This window comes from Streptomyces sp. NPDC002144 (assembly GCF_053593695.1).
The window spans coordinates 159,292-180,859 of sequence record NZ_JBSFDB010000016.1; the positions used below are offsets into that span (position 1 = coordinate 159,292).

General features: G+C 73.7%; 17 protein-coding genes and 1 riboswitch. Of the genes, 6 read left to right on the forward strand and 11 right to left on the reverse strand.

The window, feature by feature from the left end:
* Positions 1-123 precede the first annotated feature (123 nt).
* From ACWCQ1_RS24660 to ACWCQ1_RS24670, 3 genes are all read right to left on the reverse strand, one after another.
* Positions 124-897, reverse strand: coding sequence for an SDR family NAD(P)-dependent oxidoreductase (locus tag ACWCQ1_RS24660; RefSeq protein WP_358606450.1), 774 nt, complete (start codon positions 895-897; stop codon positions 124-126).
* 88 nt (positions 898-985) lie between these two features.
* A complete protein-coding gene (locus tag ACWCQ1_RS24665) occupies positions 986-2,644 on the reverse strand; it encodes an NlpC/P60 family protein (protein ID WP_451027390.1) in 1,659 nt (552 codons plus the stop codon).
* 8 nt (positions 2,645-2,652) lie between these two features.
* Positions 2,653-2,818: riboswitch (cyclic di-AMP (ydaO/yuaA leader) on the reverse strand.
* Between the two features lie 192 nt (positions 2,819-3,010).
* Positions 3,011-3,415 (reverse strand): DUF5997 family protein, encoded by a 405-nt coding sequence (locus ACWCQ1_RS24670; protein WP_358606456.1) that lies wholly within the window; start codon positions 3,413-3,415, stop codon positions 3,011-3,013.
* A 58-nt stretch (positions 3,416-3,473) separates the two neighbouring features.
* On the opposite strand from ACWCQ1_RS24670, the gene ACWCQ1_RS24675 reads away from it, so the two are divergent.
* Entirely contained in the window at positions 3,474-4,250 is a 777-nt protein-coding gene (locus ACWCQ1_RS24675; RefSeq protein ID WP_358606459.1) for a LysR family substrate-binding domain-containing protein, read from the forward strand.
* Between the two features lie 7 nt (positions 4,251-4,257).
* Here ACWCQ1_RS24675 and ACWCQ1_RS24680 read toward each other — a convergent pair whose 3' ends face one another.
* Positions 4,258-4,590, reverse strand: coding sequence for a TfoX/Sxy family protein (locus ACWCQ1_RS24680; protein ID WP_133046846.1), 333 nt, complete (start codon positions 4,588-4,590; stop codon positions 4,258-4,260).
* Positions 4,591-5,352: 762 nt separating this feature from the next.
* Here ACWCQ1_RS24680 and ACWCQ1_RS24685 point away from each other — a divergent pair.
* Both ACWCQ1_RS24685 and ACWCQ1_RS24690 read left to right on the forward strand, forming a co-directional pair.
* A complete protein-coding gene (locus ACWCQ1_RS24685; RefSeq protein WP_451027391.1) occupies positions 5,353-7,953 on the forward strand; it encodes an ATP-binding protein in 2,601 nt (866 codons plus the stop codon).
* 134 nt (positions 7,954-8,087) lie between these two features.
* Positions 8,088-9,476, forward strand: coding sequence for an FAD-binding oxidoreductase (locus ACWCQ1_RS24690; RefSeq protein ID WP_451027392.1), 1,389 nt, complete (start codon positions 8,088-8,090; stop codon positions 9,474-9,476).
* A 29-nt stretch (positions 9,477-9,505) separates the two neighbouring features.
* Here ACWCQ1_RS24690 and ACWCQ1_RS24695 read toward each other — a convergent pair whose 3' ends face one another.
* The 3 genes from ACWCQ1_RS24695 to ACWCQ1_RS24705 all read right to left on the reverse strand — a co-directional run bounded on the left by ACWCQ1_RS24695 (position 9,506) and on the right by ACWCQ1_RS24705 (position 13,879).
* Entirely contained in the window at positions 9,506-12,607 is a 3,102-nt protein-coding gene (locus tag ACWCQ1_RS24695) for a carboxyl transferase domain-containing protein (RefSeq protein ID WP_451027393.1), read from the reverse strand.
* A 65-nt stretch (positions 12,608-12,672) separates the two neighbouring features.
* Positions 12,673-13,362, reverse strand: a complete 690-nt coding sequence (locus ACWCQ1_RS24700) for an HAD family hydrolase (protein ID WP_358606469.1) — start codon at positions 13,360-13,362, stop codon at positions 12,673-12,675.
* Positions 13,363-13,402: 40 nt separating this feature from the next.
* Positions 13,403-13,879, reverse strand: coding sequence for an Lrp/AsnC family transcriptional regulator (locus ACWCQ1_RS24705; protein ID WP_133046841.1), 477 nt, complete (start codon positions 13,877-13,879; stop codon positions 13,403-13,405).
* 205 nt (positions 13,880-14,084) lie between these two features.
* Between ACWCQ1_RS24705 and ACWCQ1_RS24710 the strand changes: the two genes are divergently transcribed.
* A complete protein-coding gene (locus ACWCQ1_RS24710; RefSeq protein ID WP_358606472.1) occupies positions 14,085-15,575 on the forward strand; it encodes an FUSC family protein in 1,491 nt (496 codons plus the stop codon).
* A 102-nt stretch (positions 15,576-15,677) separates the two neighbouring features.
* Positions 15,678-16,712 (forward strand): lactonase family protein, encoded by a 1,035-nt coding sequence (locus ACWCQ1_RS24715; RefSeq protein ID WP_451027394.1) that lies wholly within the window; start codon positions 15,678-15,680, stop codon positions 16,710-16,712.
* An 83-nt stretch (positions 16,713-16,795) separates the two neighbouring features.
* Here ACWCQ1_RS24715 and ACWCQ1_RS24720 read toward each other — a convergent pair whose 3' ends face one another.
* The 4 genes from ACWCQ1_RS24720 to ACWCQ1_RS24735 form a co-directional block, all read right to left on the reverse strand.
* The gene (locus tag ACWCQ1_RS24720) at positions 16,796-17,719 is read right to left on the reverse strand and encodes a sirohydrochlorin chelatase (protein ID WP_358606478.1); all 924 of its coding nucleotides are present in this window, start codon (positions 17,717-17,719) and stop codon (positions 16,796-16,798) included.
* 142 nt (positions 17,720-17,861) lie between these two features.
* The gene (locus ACWCQ1_RS24725; protein ID WP_358606481.1) at positions 17,862-18,857 is read right to left on the reverse strand and encodes an N-acetylglucosamine kinase; all 996 of its coding nucleotides are present in this window, start codon (positions 18,855-18,857) and stop codon (positions 17,862-17,864) included.
* On the reverse strand, positions 18,857-19,534 hold the full coding sequence (locus tag ACWCQ1_RS24730; RefSeq protein WP_133046836.1) for a uracil-DNA glycosylase: 678 nt from the start codon (positions 19,532-19,534) through the stop codon (positions 18,857-18,859). The genes ACWCQ1_RS24725 and ACWCQ1_RS24730 overlap by 1 nt, the downstream gene beginning before the upstream one ends.
* A 73-nt stretch (positions 19,535-19,607) precedes the next feature.
* Complete coding sequence (locus tag ACWCQ1_RS24735) at positions 19,608-20,693, reverse strand: WD40/YVTN/BNR-like repeat-containing protein (protein ID WP_165955008.1); 1,086 nt, start codon at positions 20,691-20,693, stop codon at positions 19,608-19,610.
* A gap of 269 nt (positions 20,694-20,962) precedes the next feature.
* Here ACWCQ1_RS24735 and ACWCQ1_RS24740 point away from each other — a divergent pair, with 269 nt between their 5' ends.
* Complete coding sequence (locus ACWCQ1_RS24740) at positions 20,963-21,547, forward strand: Rv1733c family protein (protein ID WP_358606485.1); 585 nt, start codon at positions 20,963-20,965, stop codon at positions 21,545-21,547.
* Positions 21,548-21,568 lie beyond the last annotated feature (21 nt).

Below are 21,568 nucleotides of genomic sequence, written 5' to 3' on the forward strand. Positions count from 1 at the left end.
GCACCAGCGGCCGCGGCGGGGAGACCCGGCGGTTCGGTGGGGGACCGCCGGTGCTCTCCGAGGCCCGGAGCCCGTGTGGGCCGCCGGAGCGGGGGACCGGCGGCCCGCGGAGGTCCGAGGAGTTCAGACTCCTCCCGCTCCTCCCGGCGGATTCGCCGCCCGCATCGCGTCCGAGATGGACCTGACGCCGCCGTGCGCGGTCAGCCCGCCGTCCACCGGGATCTCGGCCCCGGTGATGAAGGACGACTCGTCGGAGAGCAGGAACACCACCAGCGGCGCGATGTCGTCCACCGTGCCGCTGCGGCCCAGCGGTGTCTCCCCGATGGTCGCCGCACGGAACGCCGGGGTGGCGGCGGCGGTCATCGGCGTCTCGATGTACCCGGGATGCACGGTGTTGACCCGGATGCCCTTCGGCCCCAGCTCGGTCGCCGCGATCTTCGACAGCCCCCGCAACGCCCACTTGCTGGCGGTGTACGCCACCGGGTAGTAGCCGGTGAGCGCGGCGGACGAACCGACGTTGACGATCGAGGAACCCGGTGGCATCAGCGGCGCGAGGTGCTGGATCCCGAGCAGCGGTCCGGTGGTGTTGACGGCCTGGACCTGTGCGAAGTCCTCCGGCCGTACCTCACCGAGCCGTTCGCGCCGGATGACGCCCGCGTTGTTCACCAGACCGTGGATCTCGCCGTACGACTCCTTCAACTCCGCGGCCAGCGCGGCCCAGTCGCTCTCCCTGCTGACGTCCAGCCGCCGCACGTCACCCTGCGGTCGCACGTCCGTGGCCACCACCCGGGCGCCGGCCCGGGTCAGCGCCTCCACCTCGGCGGCGCCCTGGCCGCCCGCGGCCCCGGTGACGACGACGGTCTTCCCGGCCAGTCGCCCCTCGTACTGATCACTCATGCAGCCATCCTTCACCGGCGAGGCAGCGTCAGCGGCCGAAGAGGCCGCCCACGGTTCGTGGACGGCCTCCTCGGTGAAGCGTGTGCTGCTAGGCGGGGCGCACCGCTATGCGGATCGCGGCCTCGCCGGCGTAGTGGACCGACTCCTCGCGGATCACCGCGCCCGGTCCGGGGGCGTGGATCATCAGACCGTTGCCGGTGTAGAGGCCGACGTGGCTGAAGTTGTCGTTGAAGAAGATCAGGTCACCGGGACGGCTCTCGGCGAGCGGGACCACCGTGCCGGTGCTCGCCTGCTCGTGCGTGGACCGCGGCAGCGCGACCCCGGCGGCCCGCCAGGCGGCCTGGGTGAGCCCGGCGTTGTCGTACGACTCCGGTCCGACCGCGCCCCACAGGCAGGGCCTGCCGATCTGCGCCCGGGCGAAGGACACGGCCCGGTCCGCCTTGGTGCCGACCGCCGGCTCGGCGGGCGCCTCGGGCACCCCGGTGTCGAGGACCGACGGTTCCTGGAGCCGGCGCCACTGGTCCGACACGGGCAGGCTCGAGTCGACCGCGGCGGGCAGGTTCCACGCACCCGTGTCCATGACGGACTGCTGCTGCGGGGCCGCCTCGACGGTGGGCTGCTGGAAGCTCCACTGCGTGCCGGTGTCCAGGGCGGTCAACTGCTGCTGCGCCCCAGTGTCGGTGATGGACGGACCCATGTCGGGGACGGCCGGCTGCTGCGGGCCCCACGGTTCGCTCGCCGGCACGCCCGTGTCGAGCACGGACGGCTGCTGCAGCCGCCAGGCCTCCTCGGTCGCACGGCTCGCCTGGTCCGACCAGGGCGCCGGCACCGGCGCCAGAGCCGGCTGCGGCGCTGCCATGGTCATCGAGGGCATGACGGCCGACTGGGATGCCGTGGCCGCCGGGGACATGATGGTCGCCTGTGGCCCCGTGGCCGTCGGCGACATGATGGTCGACTGCGGTGTCATGGCCAGCGAGGGCATGACCGCCGTCTGCTCCGCCATGGGCGTCGGTGACATGACCGCCGACTGCGGTATGGACGTCTGCCGGGCCGTGTACCGGTACAGCAGCTCACTCGCCGCGGCGATCTTGCGCTGGCTCTGCTCCTTGGACGTACGCAGCGAGGCCTGCCGCGGCTCGCCGCCCGTCGCGCCCGCCGCCATGGCGGACTCCTGCCGCTGCGCCGGTACGGCGGGCAGCGCGGCCGTGCCGCCACCCGCGGTCAGCTCGGCGACCGGGCGGCGCGTTCCGCCCGCCGGCAGCTCGGCCACGGGCCGGCCGGGTGCCTCCAGTTCGAAGCCGGTCCGTGCCTCCGGGGAGCGCGCGGGCCGCGACGGGGCCGGGCGGGGGGAGGAGGTGCGCTGGGCGGGCATGCGGTCGGCCGGCAGGATCGCCGGGATCGTCGGCCCCAGCGAGGCGCGCGCCGCGTCGAACCACTGCCGGGTCACGTTGTCCAGATCGGGGTCCGAGCGCCTGCCGCCGCCCGCCGGTGCGCCGCGTCCTCGCGAGCCGGTCACCGTCGGGCGGGTGAAGTTCCACTGGCCGGTGTCGGACTCGGCCCGGTCGTAGAGGCTGCTCACCCGGTCCCGGACGGCCTCCCGGCTGGGGGCGTCCTCCCCGGCGAGGGGCACGGCGTCGGCGCTCTGCGAGAGCATGGCCACCGAGGTGAGGGCCGCCGCGGCGAGAGTGGAGTTGCGCATCCCGGGGAGGCCGGAGCCGCCCGTGCGCGATGGTCGATCCGGCGCCATGGGAGCCGTACTCCTTCCGTACTCCGCCTACCGAGTTAGCTGTCGGGTTCGGGCGGTCGTATCCGGAAGGCATGCCCTACGACCCTTGCCCGTGCGGGCAGTTGGGCCGATTCACCCCATGATTCGGTTGGGTCCCCGGCTCCGGTTCGACACCGGACTCGGCGGAGGCCACGCGTCCCGACGGGGTTCGCCGGAGGAACTCGAGTGGCCTGGACCCACGCTAGCCAACTTGTGCGGCTGGTGTGAAGGTTGAAGGGCAGAATGTCCGATACGCTTTTGTGACCTTCGTCGTGACGGGCCGTCAGATTCCGGTTTCGTGCACACAGCGGATCGGGAGCGTGACCGACCGTCGCGACGGCGGGTGCCTCAGGACCGCGGACCGTCCTCCTGGGCCGCCCGCTCGGCGTCGCGCTTCTTGATCCGCGCCGCCTCCTTGCGGACCTCCGCCTGGGTGGCCCGCTCCTTCACCAGCCACTCCGGCTGCTCCTGCTTGAGCGCCTCGATCTCCTCGGTGGTCAGCGGCTCGGTCACCCCGCCGCGCGCCAGCCCCGCGATGGAGACGCCCAGCTTCGCCGCGACCACCGGACGGGGGTGCGGCCCCTTGGCCCGCAGCTCGCGCAGCCACTCGGGCGGCTCGGCCTGGAGCTGGTCGAGCTGGGCGCGCGAGACGACACCCTCACGGAACTCGGCGGGGGTGGCCTCGAGGTACACACCCAGCTTCTTCGCCGCGGTCGCGGGCTTCATCGTCTGGGTGGTCTGGTGCGACTTCATGGGGTCCAGGGTATCGACCGGGTACGGGGCCCTCGACCACGGCCGGTAACCTGGCCAGGTGACAGGCTCGGAGACATCCCCCACGTTCCGGCTCGCGTACGTCCCGGGGACGACGCCCGCCAAGTGGGTGCGGATCTGGAACGAGCGGCTGCCCGGGATCCCGCTGCACCTCATCGCCGTACCGGCCGCCGAGGCGCCCGAGGTGCTGCGTGCGGGCGAGGCGGACGCGGGCCTGGTACGGCTGCCGGTCGACCGTGGGTTCTTCAGCGCGATCCCGCTGTACACCGAGACAACGGTGGTCGTGGTCCCCAAGGACCACGTGATCACGGCGGCCGACGAGGTGACGCTCGCCGATCTGGCCGACGAGGTGCTCTTCCACCCCCTCGACGACGTCTTCGGCTGGGACGCCCCTCCCGGTGAACCCGCCTTCGAGCGCCCCGCCACCACCGAGGACGCAGTGGAACTGGTCGCTGCGGGCGTCGGCCTCCTCGTCGTCCCCCAGTCCCTCGCCCGTCTGCACCACCGCAAGGACCTCACCTACCGCCCGGTCGTCGACGCCCCGCAGTCCGGTGTCGCCCTGTCCTGGCCCGAGGAAGCGACCACCGAACTGGTCGAGGACTTCATCGGCATCGTGCGCGGCCGCACGGTCAACAGCTCGCGCGGCCGCAAGCAGCAGCCCGAGGAGAAGCCAGGCCGGGAGGAGAAGCCGAGGCGGGAGGAGCAGCAGAAGTCCTCCGCCCACCGCAAGCCGGCCCCCGCCAAGCAGCCGGGCCGCACTCCCCGCGCGGGCGGCTCCAAGCCCGGCAGACGAGGCAGGCCCGGCCGCCGCTCGTAGGAACGTCTCACTTCGGCGGCAACCCCGCGGCGAAGGCGTACCCCTCGTCGATCCATGCGCCCAAGACCCCGTCGTCGGCGAGCGCGGACGGGTCGACGACGATCCAGCCACGCATCGGCCGCCCCGTCATGTCGAGGAGTCGCGCGCCCGGTCGGGCCAGCGCCGCGTCCGTGGCCTCCGGCCCCACACGGACCATCAGCCCCCCGGCGCCACTCGCGCTCACCGCCATGTTCCCGCGCAGCAGAAACGCGAGCCCCCCGAACATCCGCTTCTCGGTGATGTCCGGATCGGCCCCCAGATACCGCCGAATCCGCTCGGCCAACGCTTCGTCGTACGCCATGCCACGCCTCGCTCCGTGCTTCGACTCCCAGGATTCCAGGATGGCCCCGCACGCCTGTCCGGTTCAGCCGGAGGTGAGCCCCCGGCCGGAGTGTGGGCTCTCCTCACGTCGCGTCCGCGCGGACCGCACGGCGACGCCGAGACCGCGGCCACCGTGTCGCCGGCACGAGCCCGTGGCGACGAGGACACGCAGTGGGAATGACGGCCTTCGCGTCCGCGTCGGGGACAGGGCCACTGCCGCCCACAGGACATGCTGACACCTTGCCACCACGGCCCGGGCCCGCGCCCGGACCGTCGGCCCGCGCGCGGATCATGGGCCCGCCTCCGGATCGTCGGGCTGTGCCTGGGGCGTGGGGCTGTGCGTGGATCGTGGGGCTGTGCCTGGATCGTGGGGCCGCGCCTGGATCGTGGGGCTGTGCCTGGGGCGTGGGGCTGTGCCTGGGGCGTGGGGCTGTGCCTGGATCGTGGGGCTGTGCCTGGATCGTGGGGCTGTGCCTGGGCCGTGGGGCCGCCCCCGGACCGTGGGCCTCCCTCCGGATCGTCGGGCCGCCCCCGGACCGTGGGCCCGCCTCCGGATCGTCGGGCCGCCCCCGGACCGCCCTGCCGCGCCCGGACCGCCAGCCCGCCTCCGGATCATCGGCCCGCCCTCGGACCGTCGGCCCGCCCCCGGACCGTCGGCCCGCTCCCGCCCATCCCCGCCCATGGGCCCGCCCCCCGCCCGAGAGCCGTACCGGTATCGGTGGTCGGTGGCAGAATCGAGCGGGTGGACCGGGGGATCCTCGAGCGTGAGGCCGAGCTGACGCGACTGGCCGAGGCCGCAGGTGAGGCGGCGGACGGTGCCGGCTCGGTGGCGCTCGTCTTCGGTGAGGCCGGCATCGGCAAGTCCAGCCTGGTCAGAGCCCTTCCGGAGCGGTTGCCCGAGGAGGCGCGGATCCTGGTCGGACAGTGCGACGACCTCGCCACCCGCCGGCCCCTGGGCCCGTTCCGTGACCTCGTCGGCAGCGTCGGCGCCGAGCTGGCCCGCGCCGTCACCGAGGGCGGCGATCGTCCCCGCGTCTACGAGGCCCTGCGCGCCGAGCTCGCCGTGACTCCGCATCCCGCCGTACTGGTCGTCGAGGACGTGCACTGGGCCGACGAGGCGTCCCTGGACGCCCTGCGCTTCCTGGTCCGGCGCATGGAACGGCTCCCCGCGCTGCTCGTCCTCACCTACCGCGACGACGAGCTGGGCCGCGGCCACCCCCTGCGCCACCTCCTCGGGCAGGTCTCCCGCGCGCCCCGGGTGCACCGGCTGCCCCTGGCCCGGCTGTCCCTCGACGCGGTCCGCACGCTCAGCGCGACCGCCGAGCTGGACGCCGCCCAGGTGTACGAAGTGACCTCCGGCAACCCCTTCTTCGTCGCCGAGGTCGTCGCGGCGGGTGGCACCGGGGGTGTGCCGCCGACGGTCGTGGACGCCGTGCTCGCCCGGATGCGGGGCCTGGACGCCGCCACCGTGGACGCGCTGGAGCAGCTCGCCGTGGTCCCCTCGGCTGTCGAACGGCCCCTGGTGGACGCCCTGTTGGCCGATGGCGTGACCGTACTCGCCGAGGCCGAGCAGCGCGGGCTGCTCGCGGTGACGCCGGAACGGGTGGCGTTCCGGCACGAGCTGATCCGCCGCGCGGTCGCCGACTCCGTGCCGACAGCGCGCCGTATCGACCTCAACCGCACCGTCCTCGCGGCCCTGGTCGCCCGCCCCGGATCCGACGCCGCCCGGATCGTGCACCACGCCGCCCAGGCCGGCGACGAGGACGCCATCGCCCGCTACGGCCCCGACGCGGCACGCGACGCGGCCTCCGCCGGTGCCCACCGGGAGGCCGCCGCCCAGCTGCGGCTGGTTCTGCGCCGACGCCGGCGCCACGGCCCGGCCGACCTCGCCGACCTGCTGGAACGCTACGCGATCGAGAGCTACACCATCGCCGACTCGGCCGCCGCCGTCACCGCCCAACGGGAGGCGGTGGCGCTGCGCCGCTCGCTCGGCGACATCCTCGCCCTTGGCGCCGACCTGCGCTGGCTGTCCCGTATCCACTGGTGGGCCGGGGACGCCGACGAGGCGCAGGACGCCGCCCGCGAGGCCGTCACCGTGCTGGAGCACGCGGGCGACGACCGGCTGCTGGCCCTCGCCGTCAGCAACATCGCCCAGCTGCGCATGCTGTCCGACCGCTACCCGGAGGCCGTCGACCACGCCGAGCGGGCCATCGTCCTGGCCCGCAAGACGGAGGACCAGGCGATCCTCGCGCACGCCCTGAACAATCTGGGGACGGCCCGCTGGCGGGGCGGCGACCCCGACGGCCGCAAGCAACTGGAGGAGAGCCTGGAGGTCGCCCTGGCCGCCGGCGAGGTCGAGCACGCCTGCCGCTCCTACGCCAACATCATCTGGACGCTGCTCGACAGCCTCCAGTACGGCGAGGCGGACCGTTATCTGCCCCCGGCCATGGACCTCGCCGACCGCGCCGAACACCTCGGCTTCCTCACCTACCTCCACGTCGAGCTGGCGATCCGGCGACTGGCCGCCGCCGACTGGGAGGACGCCGAACGGCACGCCGAGTTCGGCATCCACGACTTCCTGCCCGCCCGCTGCCCCGCGCTGACCGTCCTGGCCCGCGTCCGCACCCGTCGCGGCCACCCGGGCGCCGCCGAACTCCTCGCCGAGGCCCAGGAGATCGCCGTACGGACCCGGGAACTGCAGCGCACCGGACCGGTCGCCGCCGCGCTGGCCGAGGCGGCCTGGCTGCGCGGCGACGACGCGGCCCTGATCGAGGCCGTGGCCCCGGTGTACGCGCAGGCCCGCGACCTGGCCGGCATCCCCTACCGCGCCGAACTCGGCTACTGGCTCAGCAGGGTGGGGCAGCCGGTCGACCTGGAGGAGTGCGACCACCCGTACGCCCTCCAGGCCCGCGGCCACTGGCGCGAGGCCGCCGCACGCTGGCAGGAGGCGGGCTGCCCCTACGAGCACGCCGCCGCGGTCGCCGAGAGCCCGCACCCCGCGGACAAGCTCGCCGCCCTCGCCGAACTCGACGCCCTGGGCGCCGAACCGCTGGCCCGCCGCGTCCGCTCCGAACTGCGCAGGCTCGGCGTACGGCGCATCCCGCGCGGCCCCCTCGCCGCGACCCGCGGCAACCCCGCCGGCCTGACCGAACGGCAGCTCCAGGTCATGCGTCTGCTCGCCGAGGGCCTGACGAACGCCGAGATCGCCGACCGGCTCGTCGTGTCCGTCCGTACCGTCGACAACCACGTACGCGCCGTCCTGGAGAAGCTGGACGCGCCCACCCGGCGCCACGCCGCCGTACGCGCCGCGGAGCTCGGGCTCCTCCCCGAGCGGGACACGTAGGTACGCGAAACGCACGTGCGCGAAACGTAGGTATCCGAACGCCCGAGCTAGGTGATGGCCACGGATGCACACGCCCGCGCTACCCGAGTAGAACGTGCACAACGGCCCTACTCACGACAAACGGGGGAAACCGTATGTCCAGCACAATCGCGCAGGCGGCACGACGGGAACTGACCGACTTCACCGGCGAGCTGATCGGCCCCGACGACCCCGGCTACGAAGAGGCCCGTACCGTCTACAACGCGATGATCGACCGCCGCCCCGCGCTCGTCGCCCGCTGCGCCGACGCCGACGCCGTGGCCCGCGTGATCGGCTTCGCCCGCGCCCACGACCTGCCGCTCGCCGTCCGGGGCGGCGGCCACCACGGTGCCGGGATGGGCACCGTCGACGGGGGAGTGGTCGCCGACCTCTCGCCCCTGAAGGAGATCCACGTCGACCCCGAGGCCCGCACCGTCCGCGTCGGCGGAGGCTGCGTCTGGGGCGAGGTGGACCGCGCGACCAACGCGTACGGCCTGGCCACCCCGAGCGGCATCGTCTCCACCACCGGCGTCGGCGGCATCGCCACCGGCGGCGGGCTCGGCCACCTCACCCGCAAGTGCGGGCTGACCATCGACAACCTCCTCTCGGCCGACGTCGTCCTGGCCGACGGGCGCAAGGTGCGCGCGAGCGCCGAGGAGAACACCGACCTGTTCTGGGCGATCCGCGGAGGCGGCGGCAACTTCGGTGTCGTCACGTCCTTCCTCTTCCGGCTGCACGAGATCAGCACGGTCGTGGCGGGGCCGACCTTCTGGCCGGTCGAGATCAGCGCCGACGTCCTCGCCGCCTACCGGGACTTCCTCCCGAACGCGCCCCGCGAGGTGAACGCCTTCTTCCTGTACGGCACCGTCCCGCCGGCCCCGCCGTTCCCCGAGGAGATCCAGCTGCGCAAGACCGCCGGGGTCGTGTGGTGCCACACGAGCGGTGACCCCGAGGCCGCCGCGCGGGCGATGGCCCCGCTGCTCGACGCGCTGCCGGAGCCGATGCTGCACGCCGCCGGACCGATGCCGCACCCCGATCTGCAGTCCATGTTCGACGGGCTCTACCCGCCCGGCCACCAGTGGTACTGGCGTGCCGACTTCGTCGAGGAGATCCCGGACGAGGCCGTAGAACTCCACGCCAAGTTCGGTGCCGAGGTGCCGACGGTCCAGTCGACGATGCATCTCTACCCGATCGACGGTGCCGCCCACGACGTCGGCCCCGACGAGACGCCCTGGGGCTACCGGAGCGCCACGTGGTCCACCGTCTACGCGGGCGTCGATCCCGACCCCGCCAACGCCGAGCTGATCAAGCGCTGGGCGGTCGACTACTCCGACGCCCTGCACCCGTACTCGGCGGGCGGCGCCTACGTGAACATGATGATGGACGAGGGCCAGGAGCGTGTCCGCGCCAGCTACCGCGGCAACTACGACCGGCTCGCCCGGGTCAAGGCCGCCGTCGACCCGGACAACGTCTTCCGCCTCAACCAGAACATCCGGCCCAGCTGACGATGTCCGCACCATCCTGGTGACCGTGTTCACCAGGTGTCGATGAACGGACGGTGCCCCGGGCGGGGGACGGGGCACCGCTCCAGCGCCGCCAGGATCCATCCACGCGACCCGGCCGGGTCGATGACCGCGTCGATCTCCAGCGCGGCCGCCGCGTTGACCGCCTTCCCGCGTTCGTACAGCTCGGCGACCCGCTCCTCGAAGGCGCGGACACGCTCGGCCGGGTCCTCGATCGCCGCCAGCTCCTTGCGGTAACCGAGCCGGACGGCACCTTCCAGACCCATCCCGCCGAACTCCCCGCTCGGCCAGGCGGCGGTGGCCAGCGGCGCCCGCGTGGAGCCGCCCATCATGGCCATCGCCCCCAGCCCGTACGCCTTGCGCAGCACCAGGCTCACCAACGGCACCCGCAGATTGGCCCCGGTCACGAACAGCCGCGCGAAGTGCCGTACGGTCGCGGTCCGTTCGGCGTCCGGGCCGACCATGAAACCGGGGGTGTCGCACAGCGAGACGACCGGCAGTCCGAACGCGTCGCAAAGCTGCAGGAACCGTGCCGCCTTGTCCGCCGCGTCCCGGTCGATCGCCCCGCCCAGATGCGCCGGGTTGCTGGCCAGCAACCCCAACGGCCGCCCCTCGATCCGCACCAGGCACGTCAGCACCCCCACTCCGAACCCCGGCCGCAGCTCCAGCACCGAGCCGGTGTCCGCGAGCCCCGTGACCGCCGCCCGCATGTCATAGGCCCGGCGCCGGTTCTCCGGCACGACCTGCCGCAGCAGCCGCTGGTCCGGTGCCTCCCAACTGCCTTGCCGGTCCTGGAAGTACGACAGGTACCGGCGCGCCACCCGCACGGCCTCCGGCTCGTCCGCCGCCGCGACGTCCACGACCCCGTTCGGCACCTGCACCGACAGCGGCCCCACCTCCTCCGGCCGGAACACCCCGAGCCCACCGCCCTCGATCATTGCGGGCCCGCCCATCCCGATCGTCGCGTCCGGCGTGGCTATCACCACGTCACAGCAGCCCAGCAGCGCCGCGTTGCCCGCGAAGCACCGCCCCGAGACGATGCCGACCAGGGGCACCGAGCCGCTCAGGCGCCCCATCCGCTGGAAGGTGCTCACGTCGAGTCCCGCCACCGACGTGGTGTCCGTGTCCCCGGGCCGGCCCCCACCGCCCTCCGCGAACAGCACGACGGGCAGCCCTCGTTCCTCGGCGAGTTCCAGCATCCGGTCGGTCTTGCGGTGGTTCTGCAGCCCCTGGGTGCCGGCCAGCACGGTGTAGTCGTACGACATCACCACGCACGGCCGGCCGTCCACGCGCCCGGTGCCGGTGACCATGCCGTCGGCCGGCGTCGAGCGGATCAGGTCCTCCAGGGAACGGCGGCGGCGCTGGGCGGCGATCGCGAGGGCGCCGAACTCGGTGAAGGTGCCCGGGTCGCAGAGGTCCTCGATGTTCTCCCGGGCTGTCCGCCGGCCGAGCGCATGCCGCCCGGCGACCGCCTCCGGCCGGTTCTCGTCCAGCCCGACGGCGTGCCGTTCGATCATCTCGGCGAGATCGGGACGCACGGCGTCGGGATCGGCCCGTTCCTCGGCGGCTGCGCGCGCGTCCGCGCCGGTCACCTCGTCCAGCGTGACCAACGGGGAGCCCTCGCCGACCGTTTCCCCGGCCCGCGCGTGCAGCGCCCGCACCACTCCGGAGCCGGGCGCGCGCACCACGTGCTCCATCTTCATCGCCTCAAGCACCAGCAACTGCTGTCCGGGACGCACCGGTTCACTGGAGGAGACGTCGAGGGAGACGACGGTCCCGGCGAGCGGCGCGACGACCGCGCGCTCCACGGAGGGGACTTCGGGGCCGACGACCGTCCCCGCCACCTCGCCGACCACGCCCGTGTGCGCCCAGAAGCGCGGCCTTGCCAGCAGCTCCCGCAGCAACGGAATCCCCGTCCGCACCCCCTCCACGCCGAACTCGCCCAACGCCCGCCGCGCCCGCGCACCCGCCGCCTCGACACCGCCGTGCGGGACGTGGGCGATCACCTTCGCGAGCAACGGGTCGTAGCGCAGGCCCACTTCGGCCCCGGCACGGATCGCGGTGTCGACGCGGACGCCCGGCCCGGTCGGCACGTCGAAGCGGGTGATCCGCCCCGCCCCCTCGCCGTTGACCCGTGCCTGCACGGCGAACCCGCGCGGACGAGCGGGCGGCTCGGCGAGCCCCAGCTCCCCGAGCGTGGCTCCGGCCGCCACCCGCAACTGCACCTCCACCAGGTCGACCCCGGTGACCTCCTCGGTGACCGTGTGCTCCACCTGCAGCCGAGGATTGGCCTCGATGAACCAGAACTCCGCGCCCCGCAGCAGGAACTCGAAGGTGACCAGGCTGGAACAGCGGGCGGCACGGGCCAGCAGCAGCGCGCGGTCGAGGATCTTCTCCCGCACGGCGTCCGGGAGTTCGGGGGCGGGCGCGATCTCGATCAGCTTCTGGTGGCGGCGCTGGGCGCTGCAGTCCCGGTCCCAGAGGTGTGTGACGGCGCCGGTGGTGTCCCCGACGACCTGCACCTCGATGTGCCGCGCCCCCTCCAGCAGCCGCTCGGCGTACAACGCGTCCCGCCCGAAGCCCTGTCGCGCCTCCGAACGGCAGCGCTCCCATGCCTCGTCCAATGCCTCCGCCCGCCGCACGATCCGCATCCCGCGACCGCCGCCCCCGCCCACTGCCTTCACCATCACGGGCCCGTCCGCCAGCAAGTCCCGTGCCCCGTCCGGCCCGTCGGCCCCTTCCAGTACGGGAACCCCCACCTCGACGGCCAGCTCCCGGGCCCGCGTCTTGTCCCCGAACACCGCCAGCACCTCCGGCGAGGGGCCCACGAACACGATCCCCGCCTCCGCGCAGCGGCGCGCGAACTCCGCGTCCTCGCTCAGGAAGCCGTAGCCGGGATGGAGGTAGTCGCAGCCCGTGCTCCGGGCGGCGGCGAGCAGGGCGTCGCCGTCCAGGTAACCGTTCACCGGTACGGACTCGTCGGCGAGCCGGGCATGGGCGTCGTCGCCCTCCTCGTACACGGCGACCGTACGCAGCCCGGCCTCCGCCGCCGCCCTCAGCACGCGGACGGCGACCTCCCCGCGGTTGGCGACGAGTACGGCGGCAGACCCCATGGAACCCTCCAGGCAGCGGACGTCATCGACCGGCCCGATCATGCTCTTCGACGCCGTTGCCGCCGTCAACGCGCCGATCGCACCAGCCAGTCGTACGCGGCCCGCGCCGTGAACTCCGGCTGGCCGCCGCGCAGGAGCAGGTCCGCGGTGGCGAACTGCGGGGCGTCGGCCTGCGCGGTGAGGTAGGGGACGGCGATGCAGCGCATCCCGGCCGCGTGCGCGGCGGCCGCGCCGGGTGCCGCGTCCTCCACCACCACGCAGTCCGCCGGGGAGGCCCCGAGGCGCCGGGCTGCCTCCAGGAAGACGTCCGGGGCGGGCTTTCCGTGGGGCACCTCGTCGGCCGAGACGACCGTACGCAGATACTGGTCCAGACCCGTGCCCGCGAGGATCGCCTCGATGGCCTCCGGTGACGAACCCGAGGCCACGGCCATCGGCACGCCCTCGGCCGCGAGCAGCTCCACGAACCCGCGCATCTCCGGGTACACGCGCGTGGCGGTGCCGGCCAGCTCCAGATAACGGCGGTTCGTCGCGGCGAGCAGTTCGCCGGCGGGGGCCGTCAGGCCGTACTCCCGCTTCCACAGCCGTGCCGTCTCCTGCGTGCTCACGCCGACGTACCGCTCGTGCTCGGTCCAGGTGAAGCCGGGGACACCGTGCTCGGCGAGGGTCCGGCGGCTCGCCTCGTAGTAGTTCGGCTCGCTGTCCACGAGCGTTCCGTCGAGATCGAAGATGACCGAGAGAGTGCCGAGCTTGCTCATGCGCCCAGCATGGCAAAGGTCATGTCCGGCATGGCAAAGGTCATGTCCGGGCCGACCGGCCGATCGACTCGACCAGCGGCAGCAGCCGCTGCGGAACGCGCTCGCGCAGGGCGACCTCGGTGCGGGTGCGCACGACACCGGGCAGGCTGATCAGCTTCTGGATCACGTCCTCGAGATGGGCGTTGTCCCGCGCCACCACCCGGGTCAGCAGATCGCCGCCGCCGGTGATGGAGAAGGCCTCGACGATCTCCGGGACGGCGGCCAGTGCGTCCCCCACGTCGTCCAGGTGGCCCTGGGTGACCTCGATGTGGACGAACGCGAGGACGGGGTGGCCGAGGGCGGCAGGGGAGAGCACCGGGCCGGTCCCGGTGATCACGCCGTCCCGTTCCAGCCGGTCGAGGCGGGCCTGCAGCGTGCCGCGGGCGACGCCCAGGATGCGGGCGTACTCGCGCACGCTCGTGCGGGGCTGCTCCAGCAGCAGCCGCAGGATGCGGGTGTCGAGTTCGTCGACGGCCATGGGGCGCACTCTCCTCGGGCCTGGTCCGTTGGCTCGCCCGTGGCCGCCCCCGAACCGCTTTCGCTGTACCAATGGATCAGCATATCGGGCGCCACTTGAGCCAGGAGCGGCGCGGATGCTGCAATGGGCGCGTCGATGGCGCTGCGGACCCCGCGGCGCCTTTTCCATGCCGTGGTTCGCAGGAGTTCAAGGGGGGCGGGAAGCAGTGCTGAAGCGGGTGTTCGTGGCTCCGGATCCGGGGCGCGTCCGGCTGCGGTTCGCCGGCCGGGCCGTCGTCGGCATCGGCCTCGCCGTCGTCGTGTGCGCGCTGGCCGGGCTGTCCCTCGTCGGTGCCGTCACCGGCGGGCTGGCCGCGCTGCTCGCCCTGTTCACCGTCGCCGACGCCACGGTCCGTGGACAGGCCGTCACCACCGCGCTGCTGCCCGCCGTCGGCCTGCCGGTGCTCGCCGCCGCGGCGGAGCTGCACGACCACCCGGTGGCCCGCGACCTCACCTTCCTCGCGGTCGTCGGCGCCGGCGTGTACGCGCGCCGCTGGGGCCCGCGCGGACACAGCCTCGGCGTCTTCGCGTTCATGACCTTCTTCGTGGCCCAGTTCCTGCACGCCACCACCGCGCGGCTGCCCGAGCTGTCCGCCGCCGTCGTCCTGTCCCTGCTGAGCGCGGCGGCGGTGCGGTTCGGCCTGTGGTGCTACGAGGACCGGATGCCCCCGGTGCCCGCGCCCGCCCCGCCGGCCGGTACCGGCCTCGCCCGCGTGACCACGCGCCAGGCCGTCCAGGCGACCGCCGGTGCGGGCTTCGCCCTGGTCGTGGGCCAGCTGGTGTCCGGGCAGCGCTGGTACTGGGCCGTCGGCGCCACCTGGTGGATCTTCGTCAACACCGCCTCGCGCGGCGAGACACTGGTCCGAGGCTTCCGCCGGGTCCTCGGCACGGTGATCGGCATCGGCCTCGGCGTCCTGATCGCGGTACCGGTGGACGGGGCCGGCCTGCCCACGGCCGTCCTCCTCGCCGGCTGTGTCTTCGGGATCTTCTACTCGGCGGCCGTCTCGTACACCTGGATGATGCTCTGCGTGACCCTCCTCGCCGAGCTCCTCTACGGCCTCCTGGGCGTGCTCACCCCGAGCCTGCTGGCCCTGCGTCTGGCGGAGACCGGCGTCGGTGCGCTGGGCGCCGCCCTCGCCGTCCTGTTCGTCCTCCCGGTCACCACGCACCTGACCACCGACGCCTGGATCCAGCGGGCCCTGCGCTGTGTGCACGCCTGTACGGCGGAGGCCGCGGCCCGCCTCGCGGGCTCCCCGGACGCCGACCCCTCGTCCAGGGTGGCCGAGCTGGAGCAGCTGCTGGGTCGTGTACGACTGTCCGTCGCCCCCCTCGTGCACCCGCTCAACCCCATGCTCGGCCGCAAGCGACGCGCCCGCCGGGTACTGGCCCTCCTCGACGACTGCGCCCGCGAGATCCGCGGTCTGGTCTCGGTCGCCGCCGACCCGGAGGCCTCGCACGACGCCCGGCTCGCCGCGGCCTGCTGGCGTGTCGAGGCCGCGGTCGAGGCCCTCACCGGTGACGGAACCGGCCAGGTCCCCCTCGCGCCCGAGCCCCCCGCCGCGGGCGCCCTGGCCCATCTGCACGGCGTGGAACGCGCCCTCGCGGAACTCGCCGCGCCCCTGCGCACACCGTCCGGATCCTCGTCGGCCGGCGCCTGAACATTCACCCGCACGCCAGGAACAGTCCCCACTCTGGTCTAGACCGCACGTGATCGACTGCTACCGTCACCCCCAGCGGCACAGAACCGAGAGGGGACAGCGGTGACGGATGGCGGCGTGCGGCGGCGGAGGGCCTTCATCGGGTCCTTCACGGCGGCCGGAGGGCCGGGGATCGTGACGGCGGCCGTGGCCGCGAGCGGCGGCGCGCTGACCGCCCTGAGCAGCGTGGACGGCGTACCCGACCCGTCGTATCTGACCCTGGCGCCCAGCGGGGGCCTCCTGTACGCGGTGAGCGAGACCAGTGAGGGTGCGGTGGCCGCCTACCGGGTGGCCGAGGACCGGCTCGAGCGGGCCGGGGCGCCGGTACCGGTCGACGGGCAGGGCCCCACTCACCTCAGCCTCCACGCCGGGCACGTCCTGACCGCCAACTACGGCTCCGGCAGCGTCACCGCCGTACCGCTGCGCCCCGACGGCACCCTCGCCGACGCCCCGTCCGCCGTGCTCCAGCACACCGGGTCCGGTCCCCACACCCGCCGCCAGCAGGGCCCGCACGCCCACCAGGTGCAGCCCGACCCCAGCGGCCGATGGGCCGTCAGCGTCGACCTCGGCACGGACTCGGTGCGCGTGTGCGTCCTGACGGAGGGCGAGCTCACCGTGCACCGCGAGATCGCCCTGCGCCCCGGCTCCGGGCCCCGCCACCTGGTCTTCCACCCGGACGGCACGCGTGCGTACGTTGTCAACGAGCTCACCCCCACCGTCACCGCCTGCCACTGGGACGCCGAGGACGGCACCCTCAAACCGCTGACCGAGACCCAGGTCCTGCCCGCCGCCCCGGCCGGCGACGCCTACCCGTCGGGGATCGTCGCCGCGCCCGACGGCCGCTTCGTGTGGATCGCCACCCGCGGCGAGGACGTCCTGTCCACGTTCGCCGTCGAGGGCGAGGAGCTGCGGCTGATCGGCACGGTCCCCTGCGGCGGCCACTGGCCCCGCGCCCTCACCGAGTCGGAGGGCTTCCTCTACGCGGCGAACGAACGCTCCGGCGACGTGACCTGGTTCGCCGTCGACCCGGACACCGGTCTGCCACGCTACGAGGGCTCGATCGAGGTGCCGGCCGCGTCCTGCGTCGTCCTCGGCTGAGCCTCGCGGACAAGGAACGCCGAAGGGCCCGGCTCCGGACTGCGGAGCGGGCCCTTCGGCGGTGCCACGTCGTGCCGTACGGGTCAGCGGACCGGCGCTCCCTGCGGCTGCTGCGGGGCGATGCCCAGGGCGGTCGTGTACTTGGCCAGCGCGAGCTTGCCGATGGCCGGGTAGGGGCCCAGCGCCTCGGCGGCGGCGCAGCCGGCCTCCTTGGCAGCCTCCTCGATCAGACCGGGGTCGATCTCCGGCCCTATCAGGTACGGCGCCAGCGCCAGCTGCTGCGAGCCCGAGGAGCGCAGCTGCTCGGCCACGGAGGCGATCGAACCGTCCTGGTCCAGGGCCGCCGCCATCACCGGCACGGCGAGGCGCGCGGCGAGCAGCATGCCGGTGATCCCGGCCGCCTGCACGGCCTCGTCACCGCCCACGGAGGCCAGGATGATGCCGTCCGCCGCGGTCGCCACGGTGAACAGCCGGGCGCGGTCGGCGCGGGCCAGACCCGCCTCCGACAGCCGCACGTGCAGCGCCTCGGCGAGCAGCGGGTGCGGGCCCAGCACATCCGTCAGGTCGGCCGCGACACGGCTCTCCATGACGGCCTGGCGGATCCGGCGCAGCAGCGCGCTGTCGGGGCCGGCCAGCAGCGGCACCACGACAGCCACCGGGCCGTCGGGCTCCTTGATGTCCAGGCCGGCGGCCTTGGCCTGCTCGTAGCGGGCCGTGCGCTCCTCGGCGGCGTGCGCCAGCACACCCTGGAGCGTCGGGAACTCCGTGTCGTCCCCGTCCAGGTACGCGATGCGCGCGTCCAGACCGGGGAGCTCGGAGCGGGCGATGCTCACGACCTCCTCGGCGAGGCCGCGCGTCGCGGTGCCGGGAGTGCCCGGCACCGCGAGGACGAGCGCGGGCGCGCCCTCGGGAGCCGCCAGCGGCTCGGGTCGGCGGTGCCGCCCGGGCTGGCGAGGTCGCGGCATTCGTACTGGCAGGCCGGACGCGGGTCCAGTGGGGGAGCTCATGGCGACGCATGTTACTGGCTTCTTGGGCTCTCCCGTTCGGGGAGGGTGCAGGTGAGCGGTATCCGTCCTGTTTTGTCTGATGAGTTACGCCGGAATCGGCGGTGATCGCCATACGAACCGGGCGAATTGCGGAGCCTTGGGATCAGTCGCCCTTTGTGGTCACCACGGACAACATCGCCGCGTCACCCGGCAGGGTGAGCGTGCCCGCGGCCAGGTCGGTCGCGATGCGCAGGGCGCCGCTCAACGGGTCACCGGCCGCCGCGACCCGCCGGGCGTTCGGCAGCGCCCTCGTCAACTCCTCCTCCAGCGGTACGAGGAGGGGGGCGCCCAGGTTGAACAGGCCCCCGGTGACGGCAACGTGCGGCTCGCCCTCGGCCGGGCACACGGCCGCCGCGGACTCGGCCATGTGCCGGGCCGCCGCGCGCAGGATGTCCGCGGCCACGGCGTCGCTCCCGGCGCAGGCCCCGACCTGGGGCGCGAAGGAGGCGAGGACCGCGGGCCGGTCCGTACGGGGATACAGGCGCCCGGGGATTCCGGACGCATGGCCGAACAACTCCTCGGCGCGCGCCAGCAGTTCCGCCGATCCGCCGGGCCGTCCGTCGTGGGCACGCAGGGCGGCCTCGAGCCCGGCCCGGCCGATCCAGGCGCCACTGCCGCAGTCGCCCAGCAGATGCCCCCAGCCGTCCGCGCGCCGCCAGCGCCGGAGATCCGTACCGACGGCGATGAGTCCCGTGCCACCGGCGATCACGGCCCCGGGCCGCGTCCCGAGCGCGCCGGTGTACGCGGTGACCGCGTCGGCGGCGAGAGCGACGGCCGGAACACCGAACTCCGCGCGCAGCGCCGCCGGAAGCCCGGCACGCAGGTCGTCACCGAGGCTGGCGAGCCCGGCGGCCCCGACAGCGGCCGCCCGCAACTCCGAGACCCCACCGTCGGCGAGCAACACCCGCACCAGAGGCACCAGTCGCTCCATGAAGTGCCCGGCGTCGATCCCCCGCGCCCTGGTCCGTACCGGCCCCGCCGACTCACGCTGCCCGAGAACGGACCCCTGCCCCGTGGCCACGACGACCCGCAGCCCCGAGCCGCCCGAGTCGACCGCGAGGACACCGGCCGAACCCCCTTCGCCGGCGTGCCCGCCCATCACGGCAGGCGCCAGTCCACCGGTTGGCCGCCCATGCCGACCAGCAGGTCGTTGGCGCGGCTGAAGGGACGGGAGCCGAAGAAGCCGCGGTCGGCGGACATGGGGGACGGGTGGGCGGACTCCACCGACGGGAGGTTGCCGAGCAGCGGGCGCAGGTTGCGCGCGTCGCGCCCCCACAGGATCGACACCAGCGGCTTGCCGCGCCCGGCGAGGGCGCGTATCGCCTGCTCGGTGACCTCCTCCCAGCCCTTGCCGCGATGCGCACCCGGCTTGCGCGGCGCCGTCGTCAACGCCCTGTTGAGCAGCAGCACCCCCTGCTGCGTCCACGGTGTCAGATCACCGGTGGAGGGCTGGGACAGGCCCAGGTCGGTGTTCAGCTCCCGGAAGATGTTGATGAGGCTGCCCGGCAATGGACGCACATCGGGAGCCACCGAGAACGACAGCCCCACCGCGTGTCCGGGCGTCGGATACGGGTCCTGACCGACGATCAGGACCCGTACGTCGTCGAAGGGCTGCTGAAAGGCCCTGAGGACATTGGGGCCGGCCGGGAGATAGGTGCGTCCCGCGGCGATCTCCGCCCTGAGGAAGTCCCCCATGTCGGCGATCCGCCCGGCTACGGGTTCCAGGGCCTGCGCCCAGCCCGCTTCGACGATTTCATGCAACGGTCGTGGTGCCACGCGCGTCACCCTACTGCCGTACGGGCAGCGGAGATCAACCGGTGGCCAAGGCCCCCCGTTCCCCCCTGACGGCTCATCCGACCACCGCGGCCCGCACACACAGGACGTCCGGCAGGTGCGAGGCCAACTGCCGCCAGCTGTCGCCGTCGTCGGCCGAGGCGAACACCTCGCCGTTGCGGTTGCCGAAGTACACGCCCGCCGGGTCGGCGTCGTCCGTGCACATCGCGTCCCGCAGCACGGTGCCGTAGTGGTCCTCCTGGGGCAGACCCGCCGACAGCGGCTCCCAGGACTTGCCCGCGTCCTGCGTGCGGAAGACCCGGCACCGGCGATCGGCCGGCACCCGGTCCGCGTCGGCGTTGATCGGGAACAGGTACGCCGTGTCACCGCGCCGCGGATGGGTGGCCGCCGCGAAGCCGAAGGTGGACGGCAGTCCCTCGCCGATGTCGGTCCAGTGGCCACCCGCGTCGTCGCTTCGGTACACGCCCCAGTGGTTCTGCAGATACAGCCGGTCCGGGTTGGCCGCGTCGCGGGCGACCTTGTGCACGCACTGTCCGAACTCCGGGTTCGGATCCGGCAGGAACACCGCGGAGACCCCGGAGTTGGCGGGCGCCCAGCTCGCGCCGCCGTCCGTGGTCCTGAACACCCCGGCGGTGGAGACCGCGACCGTCACCGACCGCGGGTCGCGCCGGTCGGTGAGGACGGTGTGCAGGCCCTCACCGCCGCCGCCGGGCACCCACTTCGACCGGGTGGGGTGCTCCCACAGCGGACGGACCAGCTCGAAGGTCTCCCCGCGGTCCTCCGAGCGGTACAGCGCGGCCGGCTCGGTGCCCGCGTACACCACGTCGTCCTCCGCGACGGCCGGATGCAGCTGCCACACCCGCTCCAGCGAGGCGCCCGTGTCCTTGGGGAACTTCACGGCCGGCTGCGACGGTTCGGTCCAGGTGCGGCCCAGGTCGTCGGAGTGGAAGACGGAGGGCCCCCAGTGCGAGCTGTCGCCCCCGGCCAGCAGGCGCGGGCGCTCTCCGCGGGTGTCGATGGCCACCGAGTAGACAGCCTGCGCGTTGAAGTACGGACTCTCGTCGAACTCCCACTCGTCCCCGCGCCTGCGCCCGATGAACAGGCCTTTTCGTGTGCCCACGGCGAGCAGTACCTCGGTCATGCCGATCACCTCCGCGACGTCTCTGACCCGGACACCGGCCAGTCTGCACCCCACCACTGACAGTCACCTCCCAAACCGCGTCGTCGCAGGTCAGACGGCGACGGCGGGACGGGCTCCGGGATCTTGTGGGCTCTTTCACGAACAGGCCTGCGCGAGCGGGGTACTCGTGCGACCGTCGAGACAGGGGGAGTCGCCCTGAGCATCAGGGGACCTTCGCCCGTATGGGAGGGAGGTCGGGGATCGTTGTGCTCATGAGGAGGATGCCTTCGATGGCGTTCCGTGGTCCGAAGGTGTGGCTGTGGCGCTGGCGGCGCAACCCGCTCAAGCGTCGCGCCGACACGGTGGAGGCCTGGGTCGTGCTGGGTGCCTGGCTGGTGACCGTGGTCGCCGGGGTACTGGCCGGTCTGGCGGCGACCCAGTCCGTCGAACACGGGCTGGCCCGTGAGCGGGTGGAGTGGCGCCAGATCGAGGCGCGGCTCACCGAGAAGGCACCCGGGAGGGCGGCCACCGGCACCGGGACGGCCAGCGGCGAACAGGTCTGGGGCACGGTCCGCTGGACCGCGCCGGACGGCTCCGGCCACACCGGCCAGGTCCGGGTCCGTCCCGGCAGCCCGGCCGGCTCCACGGTCCCGATCTGGTCGGACCGCCAGGGCCACCTGGTCACCAGGCCTGCCACCGCCTCCCAGGCCCATCTGCGGGCATCCCTGATCGGCGTCCTCGTCGGCATCAGCGCGGCAGCGGTCCCCTTCGTGGGCGGCCGAGTCCTGTGCGGCCGCCTGGAACGCCGCCGCATGGCCCAGTGGGACACCGAGTGGTCCCGCTTCGGCCCGCTGTGGGGGCGCAAGACACGGTGACGGGGCGACGAGAGGCACGCT